We start from the raw sequence: 11,359 nt of genomic DNA on the forward strand, positions 1-11,359 counted from the left end.
TGGATTTGCCGCCGGGGGTGAAAAGGTCCCGGCCGGTGGTGAGATGTGCCGGCCGGAGCTGAAAAGGTCCCGGCCGGCACTGCGAAGGTCCCGATCGGCGTTGTGAAGGTGCCGGCCGGGAACTGGAGTTGTGGGTGCTAGGCCGGGCGCAGCCAGACCGTCGCCAGCGGGGGCAATGTCAGGCGGATGCTCGTCGGGCGGCCGTGCCACGGTTGGGGTTCGGGCTTGATGGGGTCCTGGTTGGTGATGTCGCTGCCGCCGTAGCGGGCTGTGTCGGTGTTGAGGGTTTCGTGCCAGGCGGGGATGTCGTCGGGGGTGCCCAGGCGGTAGTCGTGGCGGACGACGGGGGAGAAGTTGCTGACGGCGAGGAGGGGGGAGCCGTCGGTGTCGTAGCGGAGGAAGGCGAAGACGTTGTCCTCGGAAGCGTCTCCGGTGATCCACTGGAAGCCGGACGGGTTGGTGTCCAGTTGCCACAGGGCCGGGGTGTGGCGGTAGACCGTGTTGAGGTCGCGGACCAGGTCGCGTACGCCTCGGTGGTCGGCTTCGGCGCCGTAGGAGGGGTCCAGGAGCCACCAGTCGGGGCCGTTTGTCTCCGACCACTCCGCGCCCTGGGCGAACTCCTGGCCCATGAAGAGGAGTTGCTTGCCGGGGTGGGACCACATGAAGGCGAGGTAGGCGCGGAGGCTGGCGCGTTGCTGCCACCAGTCGCCGGGCATCTTCGACACCAACGAGCGCTTGCCGTGGACCACTTCGTCGTGGGAGATGGGGAGGACGTAGTTCTCGCTGTAGGCGTAGACCATGGAGAACGTCATCTCGCCGTGGTGGTGCTTGCGGTGGACGGGCTCGTGCGACATGTAGTCGAGCGAGTCGTGCATCCAGCCCATGTTCCACTTCAACCCGAAGCCCAGGCCGCCGAATCCGCCGGGTCCGACATGGTCCGTGGCGCGCGTGACGCCGTCCCAGGCGGTGGACTCCTCGGCGATCGTCACGACACCGGGCACCCTGCGGTACACGGTCGCGTTCATCTCCTGGAGGAAGGCGACGGCGTCGAGGTTCTCCCGGCCGCCGTGCTCGTTCGGGGTCCACTGGCCCGGCTCGCGTGAGTAGTCGAGGTAGAGCATCGAGGCGACCGCGTCCACGCGCAGGCCGTCGATGTGGAACTCCTCGCACCAGTAAACGGCGTTCGCCACAAGGAAGTTGCGGACCTCGCGGCGGCCGAAGTCGAATTCCAGGGTGCCCCAGTCGGGGTGCGCGGCCCGGAGCGGGTCCTCGTGCTCGTACAGGGGGCGGCCGTCGAACTCGGCCAACGCCCAGTCGTCGCGCGGGAAGTGAGCCGGGACCCAGTCCATGAGGACGCCGATACCGGCCTGGTGCAGGGCGTCGACCAGGAACTTGAAGTCGTCGGGGGTGCCGAGGCGGGCGGTCGGGGCGTAGAAGCCGGTGACCTGGTAACCCCACGAGCCGCCGTACGGATGCTCGGCGACCGGCATCATCTCGACGTGGGTGAAACCCAAGTCCTTGACGTAGGCGGGGAGTTGCTCGGCGAGCTGGCGGTATGTCAAACCCGGGCGCCAGGAGGCGAGATGGAGTTCGTAGATGGAGAGGGGCGCTTCGTGGGCGGGGAGTTCGGCGCGCTGGGCGAGCCATTCCTCGTCGTTCCACTCGTAGTGCGAGGCGTGGACGATCGAGGAGGTGGCGGGCGGGATCTCGGTGCGGCGGGCCATCGGGTCGGCGCGCATCGTCTTCGATCCGTCGGGCCGGGTGATCTCGAACTTGTACAGCTCGCCCTCGCCGACGCCGGGCATGAACAGTTCCCAGACACCGGTTCCGCCGAGTGAGCGCAGCGGGGCGCCCGTCCCGTCCCAGAAGTTGAAGCTACCGGCGAGGCGCACGCCTTGAGCGTCCGGCGCCCACACGGTGAACCGGGTGCCGGTGACCCCCTGATGCGTCATCGTCCGCGCCCCGAGCGCCTGCCACAGCTCCTCGTGCCGGCCCTCACCGATCAGGTGGAGATCCAGATCACCGAGCGCGGGGAGGAACCGGTACGCGTCCTCGACCTCCTGCACGGTGCCCTCGTAGGCCACGGCGAGCCGATACTCCGGCACCCCCTGCAGCGGGGCCAGCCCCGAGAAGAACCCGTCCCCGTCGTCGTGCAACTCGGCCTTCAACTGCCCTGCCACGACGGTCACTCCGAGCGCGAACGGCCGAAACACCCGGAACGCGACTCCGCCTGGGACCAGGTGGGCGCCGAGTACGGAGTGGGGGGAGTGGTGGTTTCCGTGGAGGAGGCGGTCGCGGTCTGGGGCGTCCAGGGCGGGGGAGATGGTGATGGTGGGGGGAGTGGGTGGGGTGGGCTGTGTGGCGGACTCCGGGATGTCGGCCGGGGTCGGCAGCGGGGCGGGGGCCTGGGCCGGAGGGGCGGGCGCTGCCGGCGGAGCCGATGGGGTCGTGGGCGTAGTCGGCTTCGGGGCGTCGGCGGAGACCGACGGTATGGGCGTGGTCGGTGCGGTGGCCGGCGTCGGTGGGGTGGTCGGCTCCGAGGTGTCAGCCGCAGTCGTCAGCGGGACCGGCGTCGCAGCTGGAGCGGCGGGCGGGGTCGGGGCGGTGAGTGGGGCCGGCGGCGTGGGCAGGTTCGGCGTCGGCGGCTCGGTCGGCTTCGGGGCGTCTGCCGAGGCCGGTGGCGTGGCCGAAGTCGGTGCGGTGGGCGGGGGCGTGGTCGACTCCGAGGTGTTCGCCGGGACCGGAGGCTGGTTCCGCGCCGGGGCGGTGGTCGGAATCGGGGGCGTGACGGGCTCTGGGGCATCGGCCGGAGTCTGGTCCTGAGCCGATGCGGTTGGCAGCGGTGACGGTGTGGCCGACTCGGTTGCGTCGGTCGGGGCCATCAGCGGCGCCGGGGCCGGAGCGGTGAACGGCGTCGGCGGGGTGGTCGGCTTCGGGGCGTCGGTCGATACCGGCGGTGTGGCCGGAGTCGGAGCGGTCGGCGAGGTGGGCGGTGTGGCCGGCTTCGGCTTCGGGGTATCGGACGGGGCTGGCAGTACCGCCGTGGCCGGTGCGGTCGGAGAGGTGGACGGCGTCGGCGGTGTGGCCGACTTCGGCTCCGAGGTGTCGGCCGGAGTTGGCAGCGCAGCCGGAGCGGTGGGCGAGGTCGAGGACGCGGTCGGCTCCGCGGCCTTGGTCGCCAGCGGCGGCGTGGTCGACTCCGGGGCGGGACCCGATCCCGGAGTGGCACCTGGCTCTGAGGTGGCACCCGGCTCTGAGGCGGGACCCGGTTCCGGGGTGGACGCGATGCCGGAAGTGGCATCAGCCTCCTCCGGTGTGGCAACGCCCTGGTCCGGCGCGGCAGCCACCCCTTCCCGTTCGGCAACCTCCCCGTCCAGCGCGAGAGAAGCCGGCCCGGAATCCATCCCCGAATCCACCCCCGTGTCAGCAGTCACCGTCCGCCGCGTGGACTTCTCGTCCGCCGCGATCGTCTTCCTGGCCAGGCCCTTCTTCGCCGAGTTCTTCTTCCCGGCACCCTTCTTGGTTACGTCCTTCTTCGCTGCGGCCCTCTTCGTCACGGTCTTCCTCGCGCTGCTCGTTTCCGCCACGACGTCTTCTGCCGAGCCCGTCTCCGCCGGGATCTTCGCCGTCACGTTCGTCCTCTTCGCCGTACCCGTCTTCGCGGCGCCCGTCTTCGTCATGGCCTTCTCCGTCGCAGCTCTTGTCGCCGAGGTGTCTTCCGCCGAACCAGTCATCGCCACGGCGTTCTTCTTCGTCGCTTGCTTGGCCGCGGCCTTCTTGAGCACGGCGTTCTTCGCCGCTGCCTTCGTTGCCGCGGCTTTCTTCGTACCGGCGTTCTTCGTCGTCGTCCTCTTGGCGGCGGCCTTTCCGGGCTCGGCCGTTTCAACTGGCGTGTTTTTCGGCGCCGTCCTCTTGGCCGAGGTCTTCCCAGGCTCAGCCTTCTCGGCCGGCGTGCCCTTCTTCGCCGCCTTGGCTCCGGCCTTTCCGGGCGAAGCCGTCTCAGCCGCCGCGTCCTTCGCCGCCGCCCTCTTGGCCCCGATCTTCCCGGTGGCCTTCCCGGGCACAGCCGTCTCAGCCGCCGCCTTCTTCGCCCCTGCCGTCTTCCCGGCGGCGCTCCCCACCCCGACGCCCTTCTTCTTCAGCGCCTTCTTCCCAGCAGCCCCCTTGCCCACAGCCTCCTTGCCCACCGCCCCCTCACCCGCACCCTTCCCCACAGCCCCCGCGACCTTCGTCACGCTGCCGCCCCCGCCCCCCTTCTCCTCAGGAGCCGTCGGCTGCACTGCCGTACCGCTCTTCTCCTCGGCCGGTTTCTTCCTCGGCTTCGGATCAGAACCGTTGGACGGGGGACGCGGGGTCACGGGCGGAGCCTCCTGGGCGGGATGTGGGCGGGGTGGGTCAGATGGTGGCGTCGGGGGCGGGGTTGGCCAGGCGGCGGACCGCCGACAACGGCACCGGGAGCCAGTCGGGGCGATGGCGGGCCTCGTAGAGGACTTCGTAGATCGCCTTGTCCGTCTCGTACGCGCGGAGCAGGACCGGATCCGTACGTGGATCCACCCCCGTCACCTCCGCGTACCCCGAGCAGTACGCCGCCCGGCACATGTCCGCCCACCCAGGCGCCGCCGGTGTCGTCGAGTGGGCCGCGTAGTCGAAGGAACGGAGCATCCCCGCGATGTCCCGCACCGGAGGCTGGGGCATACGGCGTTCCGCGAGGGGCCTGGACGGCTCGCCCTCGAAGTCGATCAGGGACCACTCCCCGGACGGCGAGTGCAGGCACTGGCCCAGGTGCAGGTCGCCGTGGATGCGTTGGGCGGTCCAGGTGTGGCCCTCCGCCGCCAAGTTCGCCAAGGCCGAGAACGCCGAGTGCAGGTCGGGGGCGTACGGGCGAAGGGCGGGGACCGCCTGCGCCGCCGCGTCCAGGCGGTCGGTCATGCCGTTCACCAGCAGGTCCAGCTGCGCGTGGCCCAACGTCATCGTCGGCAGCGCTCGTGCCAAGGCCACGTGGACTTCCGCCGTCGCCCTGCCCAGCGACCTCGCCTCCGCGCCGAAGTCCTCGCCCTTGGACAACTCGCTCAGCGCCAGTTCCCAGCCGTCCGCCGCGCCCTGCACGAACGGTTGGAGGACTCCCAGGACGTACGGCTCGTCGGCGAACTCCGCTCGTAGCCACGCCGTCGGGGCCGGTACCCGGGGGCAGCCCTCCAGCGCCAGGGCCAGCGGGAGTTCCAGGTCGGGGTTGGTGCCGGGGACGATCCTGCGTAGGAGTTTCAGGATGTACGTGTCGCCGTAGACCACCGATGAATTGGACTGTTCGGCCGTCATCAGGCGCGGGGTCAGGCCGGGGCCGATCTCCGGGGCGTCCGGGGCCCGTTCGAAGCGCAGCCCGCCGATGCGGGCCTGGGTGCGCAACGCCTCCAGGAGCACCTCGGCGGGCCGGGGGTCGTACAGGGCCTCGTACACCGTGTGACCGGCGAGCGGGCCCTCCTCCACATGTCCGATCAGCGCGGGCGCGAGCCGGGGTGGCAGCGCCTCGCGCACGCCTATGAGGAGCTGGTAGCAGTCGCCGGGGGCGGGGGACTGGTGGGCGCGGACCAGGAGGTGGTAGAGGCCCAGCGCGCCGTCCAGCGGGAGCAGCTCGGTCGCCGCCACCAGCGTGAAACCCGTGACGGGACGGCCCTTGCCCGCGAACCACCGTTGCCTCGGCAGCCACTCCCGCAGGAGGGGGTCGAGTGACGCGAGGAGGCCCGGACCGGGACCCGGACTGGTCCGGCCGGAGATTGTGACAGTTTCCGCCATGGTGTCACGTTCCTTTCCCCGGGGTGGTCGGGGTGTCACTGTTGCGTGCCCCCGGCGGGGCGGGGGAAACCGAAACCGCCCCGCCCCACCGGGATCCAGCACGGATCCGGCAGCGATCTAGGCGGCTTCCTTGCGGAGCCGGAACCAGTAGAAGCCGTGGCCCGCCAGCGTCAGCAAGTACGGCAGTTCGCCTACGGCCGGAAAGCGCACCCCGCCGAACAGTTCGACCGGATGCCTCCCATTGAACGCCCGCAGGTCCAGTTCCGTCGGCTGCGCGAACCGGGAGAAGTTGTTCACGCACAGGACGAGGTCGTCCTCGTACTCGCGCAGGAACGCGATCACCGCGGGATTCGACGACGGCAGTTCCCGGTACGAGCCAAGGCCGAACGCCAGGTTCTGCTTGCGGATCTCGATCATGCGGCGCGTCCAGTGCAGCAACGACGAGGGCGACGACATCGACGCCTCGACATTGGTGACCTGGTAGCCGTAGACGGGGTCCATGATGGTCGGCAGCGACAGTCGGCCGGGGTCACAGGACGAAAAACCTGCGTTGCGATCCGGTGTCCACTGCATCGGCGTGCGCACGGCGTCGCGGTCGCCGAGCCAGATGTTGTCGCCCATGCCGATCTCGTCGCCGTAGTAGAGGATCGGCGAGCCGGGGAGCGACAGGAGCAGGGCCGTGAACAGCTCGATCTGGTTGCGGTCGTTGTCCAGGAGCGGGGCCAGGCGCCTGCGGATGCCGATGTTGGCGCGCATACGCGGGTCCTTCGCGTACTCCGCCCACATGTAGTCGCGTTCCTCGTCGGTGACCATCTCCAGGGTCAGCTCGTCGTGGTTGCGCAGGAAGATGCCCCACTGGCAACTCGACGGAATCGCCGGGGTCTTGGCGAGGATCTCCGAGACCGGGTAGCGGGACTCCCGGCGGACCGCCATGAAGATGCGCGGCATCACCGGGAAGTGGAATGCCATGTGGCACTCGTCCCCGCCGCTCTGGAAGTCGCCGAAGTAGTCGACGACGTCCTCGGGCCACTGGTTCGCCTCCGCCAGCACCACCGTGTCGGGGTACTGCGCGTCGATCTCCTTCCGCACCCGACGGAGGAACTCGTGGGTTGCCGGAAGGTTTTCGCAGTTGGTGCCCTCGGCCGCGAACAGGTACGGGACCGCGTCCAGACGGAAGCCGTCGATGCCCAGGTCCAGCCAGAACTTCAGCGCCGAGATGATCTCTTCCTGCACGGCCGGGTTCTCGTAGTTGAGGTCCGGCTGGTGGGAGAAGAAGCGGTGCCAGAAGTACTGCTTGCGGACGGGGTCGAAGGTCCAGTTGGAGGCTTCGGTGTCGACGAAGATGATGCGGGCGTCGGGGTACTGCTTGTCGTCGTCGGCCCACATGTAGTAGTCGCCGTACGGCCCGTCGGGGTCTTTGCGGGACTCCTGGAACCACGGGTGCTGGTCGCTGGTGTGGTTCATGACGAAGTCGATGATGACGCGCATGCCGCGTTGGTGGGCGGAGTCCACGAACTCCACGAAGTCCGCGAGGTCGCCGAACTCGGGGAGTACGGCGGTGTAGTCCGAGACGTCGTAACCACCGTCGCGCAAGGGTGACTTGAAGAACGGTGGCAGCCAGAGGCAGTCGACGCCGAGCCACTGGAGGTAGTCGAGTTTGGCGGTGATGCCCTTCAGATCACCGATGCCGTCGCCGTTGCTGTCCTGGAAGGAGCGGACCAGGACCTCGTAGAAGACGGCACGTTTGAACCACTCGGGGTCCCGGTCCTTGGCGGGAGTGTCCTCGAAGGTGTCCGGGACGGGCTCGTTGACGATCATATTGTGGGTGACCCTCCGATCTGCGGGGACGGTCGCAGGACGGTGAGGATGTGTGCGGGCCGGTTACCCGGTTCCAGGCGCACATAGTTGGCCCTGCCCCAGTGATAGGTCTCACCGGTGAGCTCGTCGCGCACCGGTACCGACTCGTGCCATTCCAGGCCGAGTTGCGGCATGTCCAACGAGACCGTGGCCTCCTGGGTGTGGTGCGGGTCGAGGTTGACGACCACCAGAACCGTGTTCGAACCGTTCCGCTTCGAGTACGCGATCACCGCCTCCTGATCCGTGTGATGGAAGTGGAGGTCACGCAGCTGCCGCAACGCCGGGCTGCGGCGCCGGATGTCGTTCAACTTGCCCAGCAATGGCGCGATGCTACGTCCTTCCCGCTCGGCCGACACCCAGTCGCGGGGACGGAGTTGGTACTTCTCGGAGTCCAGATACTCCTCGCTGCCGGGCCGCAACGGTGTGTTCTCGCACAACTCATACCCGCTGTACACCCCCCAGGTGGGAGAGAGGGTCGCCGCCAGTACCGCGCGCAGTTCGAAGGCCGGGCGGCCGCCCTCCTGGAGGAACTCGTGCAGGATGTCCGGGGTGTTCACGAAGAAGTTCGGCCGCATGTAGGCAGCCGCTTCGCCCGACAACTCGCTGAGGTACTCGGTGAGTTCCTCCTTCGTGTTGCGCCAGGTGAAGTAGGTGTACGACTGCTGGAACCCGACCTGCGCGAGGGTGGCCATCATCGCGGGACGGGTGAACGCCTCCGCCAGGAAGATCACGTCCGGGTCGGTGCCGTTGATCTCGGCGATGACCCGGTCCCAGAACACGACCGGCTTGGTGTGCGGGTTGTCGACGCGGAAGATCCGCACCCCGTGGTCCATCCAGTGCCGCAGCACCCGCACGGTCTCCGCGATCAGGCCGTCCATGTCCCGGTCGAAGGCGATCGGGTAGATGTCCTGGTACTTCTTCGGCGGGTTCTCCGCGTACGCGATCGTCCCGTCGGGACGGTGGTGGAACCACTCCGGGTGCTTCTCCACCCACGGGTGGTCCGGCGAGCACTGGAGCGCGAAGTCCAGCGCGATCTCCATGCCCAGCTCGGCGGCCCGCGCGACGAACGCGTCGAAGTCCTCCAGCGTGCCCAGCTGCGGATGGATCGCGTCGTGCCCGCCCTCCGGCGAGCCGATCGCCCACGGGACCCCGACGTCCTCGCGCCCCGCGGACAGGGTGTTGTTCGGGCCCTTGCGGAAGGTGCTCCCGATCGGGTGGATCGGCGGCAGGTAGACGACGTCGAAGCCCATCGCCGCGATGCCCGCCAGCCGTTTCGCCGCCGTACGGAACGTGCCGTGGGGCTGGGCCGGATTGCCCTCGGAGCGGGGGAAGAACTCGTACCAGGCGCCGTAGAGGGCCCGCTCCCGCTCGACGAGCAGCGGCCTCGGCTCGGAGGTCGTGACCAGTTCCCGCAGCGGATACCGGGCCAGTACCCCGTCCACCTCGGGTGTCAGGGCGGCGGCGAGGCGGGACGCGGGTGGGCGGGTCTCGTCGCGGAGGGCGGTGACGGCGGTGCGGAGGACGGGGCGGAGGCCCTTGCCCTTCGGTACGCCGGGGATGGCGCGTTCGTAGAGGCGCGCGCCCTCCTCCAGGACCAGTTCCGTGTCCATGCCGGCCGGGATCTTGATCTGGGCGTGGTGGCGCCAGGTGGCGACCGGGTCGCTCCAGGCCTCCACGGTGTAGGTCCACCGGCCCGGTTCGCCGGGTGTGACCGTGGCGCCCCAGCGGTCGGTGCCCGGGGCGAGCTCCCGCATCGGGGTCCAGGGGCCTGGGCGGCCCTCCGGGTCGTAGAGGACCGCGTTGGCGGCGACCGCGTCGTGGCCCTCGCGGAAGACGATGGCCGAGACCTCGAACGCCTCGCCGGTGACCGCCTTGGCGGGCCGGTGGCCGTGCTGGACGACCGGCCGGACATCGAGGACGGGGATGCGTCCGATGCCGGGAGGTGTGCCGTCCGCGGAGGGTGGCTCCGGGGCGGGTGGTGCCGTGCCGGCGGGGCGCACGGGGGGCGTGGCCGTGCCGGGTGTCGGGGGTGGTGACGAGTGGTGCGTGGCGGGCATGACCGCTCCTGTCCGCGTCAACGTGGGTGTGGGCGGATGGATGTGGGGAGGTGGGTCCTGCGAAGAAGATCCCGTGGTCCGCTGGGGGGCGTACCGGTGGAGCCTTCCCACCCTATTCGGGTTGGCAATCCGGCAGGTTGCCAACTACTTACGCGCAGATCTCCACAGAAAGATCCGGCCCCGTCCAGGGCGAACGGGGCCGGAGCCGTCACTCCCGCACTACGACCGCGGTACTTGCAGAAGTTTGTCCGGTGAACCGAGCCCGGCGCCGGACACCTTCCCGGAAACCGCCCCCGTGACGAGTGCCCTGGACACCTGTGCCGGTGTGGCACGCGGGTGGCCGGCGAGATAGACCGCCGCCGCGCCGGCCGCGTGCGGGGACGCCATCGACGTACCGGAGAAGGTCGCCTTCGCCGTGTCGCTCGTGTACGACGCGGAGGTGATCGCGACACCCGGGGCGAACAGGTCGACGGCCGGACCGATGTTCGAGAAGGCGGCCCGTGCGTCGTTCCGGTCGGTGGCGCCGACCGTGATGGCCTCCTTCACGTCCGCGGGGGAGTACAGGCCGGCCTGCAGCCCGTCGTTGCCCGCCGCGACCGTGTACGTGACACCGGAGGCGATCGAATTGCGTACGGCCGCGTCCAGCTGGGCGTTGTGGTAGCCGCCCAGGCTGAGATTGGCGACCGCCGGTTTGTGCGCGTGCTGGGTGACCCAGTCGATGCCCGCGATGACCTGCGAGGTCGTACCGGCTCCCGCGTTGTCCAGCACCCGTACGCCGACGACCTTGGCCTTCTTGGCGACGCCGTACGTGGTGCCGGCGATCGTGCCGGCCACATGGGTGCCGTGGCCGTTGCCGTCCTGGGCGGTGGTGTCGTTGTCGACGAAGTCCCAGCCGTAGCTCGCCCGGCCGCCGAAGTCCTTGTGGGTGATCCGGATGCCGGTGTCGATCACGTACACCGTCACGCCGCTGCCCCCGGACGTCGGCGAGGTGTAGCTCTTGTTCAGCGGCAGGCTCGGCTGGTCGAGCCGGTCCAGGCCCCAGGACGGCGGGTTGCGCTGAACACGGTTGGCGGCGCTACGGCCGCTGCTGTCCAGGGTGATCCGGGTGTCCTGGGTGACGGAGACGACCTGCGCGTCCGCCGCGAGGCGCCTCGCCTGTCTCTCGTTCGCCTCGATGGCGTAGCCGTTGAGGGCCGTGCCGTAGGTGTGGCTTATTTTCGCTCCGTACTTCGCGGCCAGGTCTTTTCCGGCGGCCGACGGAGCCTTTGTTCCCCCCTTGAGCGTCACCAGGTAGCTACCGCTGACGGAGCCGGGTTCACCGGCGCCGAGTATGGTCCCCTCCGGTGCGGCGTGCGCGGGCAGGGTGATGGCCGAAAGCACCACGACTGTGGTGACCGCGGTCAGACCCCCCGCCCGGCGCAGACGCCGCGTGCGCGTCCGTGCCATGTCGAGTTTCCCCTCCTTCAACTCTCCACTGCGCAGCCTCTCGTGAGGCGCGAAGCACCACAAGGGCGCACGAGGGCGCCTTTTCAGTACATGCCGGTTCAACTTCTTCAGTACAGGTCGGCAATGACCAGCCCGTGAGGCGCTGCCTTTTCGACGCAGGCCGGCATTCTCAGCCCGTCCGGCGTTTGAGGACGAGGCCGTTCAGGCCG

The 11,359-nt window shown here is 69.5% G+C and carries 5 protein-coding genes; all 5 read right to left on the reverse strand.

The genetic code is table 11. The features are described from left to right. Positions 1-137: 137 nt before the first annotated feature. Positions 138-2,492, reverse strand: coding sequence for a 1,4-alpha-glucan branching enzyme (gene glgB / locus SPR02S_RS66475; RefSeq protein WP_078623039.1), 2,355 nt, complete (start codon positions 2,490-2,492; stop codon positions 138-140). Between the two features lie 1,903 nt (positions 2,493-4,395). Continuing rightward, entirely contained in the window at positions 4,396-5,790 is a 1,395-nt protein-coding gene (locus tag SPR02S_RS30435; RefSeq protein WP_019060811.1) for a maltokinase N-terminal cap-like domain-containing protein, read from the reverse strand. Between the two features lie 117 nt (positions 5,791-5,907). Further along, a complete protein-coding gene (gene treS / locus SPR02S_RS30440; protein ID WP_019060812.1) occupies positions 5,908-7,608 on the reverse strand; it encodes a maltose alpha-D-glucosyltransferase in 1,701 nt (566 codons plus the stop codon). Continuing rightward, positions 7,605-9,704, reverse strand: a complete 2,100-nt coding sequence (locus SPR02S_RS30445) for an alpha-1,4-glucan--maltose-1-phosphate maltosyltransferase (protein WP_019060813.1) — start codon at positions 9,702-9,704, stop codon at positions 7,605-7,607. Before SPR02S_RS30445 ends, treS begins: the two co-directional genes overlap by 4 nt. Positions 9,705-9,923: 219 nt before the next feature. After that, complete coding sequence (locus tag SPR02S_RS30450; RefSeq protein ID WP_019060814.1) at positions 9,924-11,150, reverse strand: S8 family peptidase; 1,227 nt, start codon at positions 11,148-11,150, stop codon at positions 9,924-9,926. Positions 11,151-11,359 lie beyond the last annotated feature (209 nt).

It is taken from the genome of Streptomyces prunicolor NBRC 13075 (assembly GCF_000367365.1).
GTDB lineage: Bacteria > Actinomycetota > Actinomycetes > Streptomycetales > Streptomycetaceae > Streptomyces > Streptomyces prunicolor.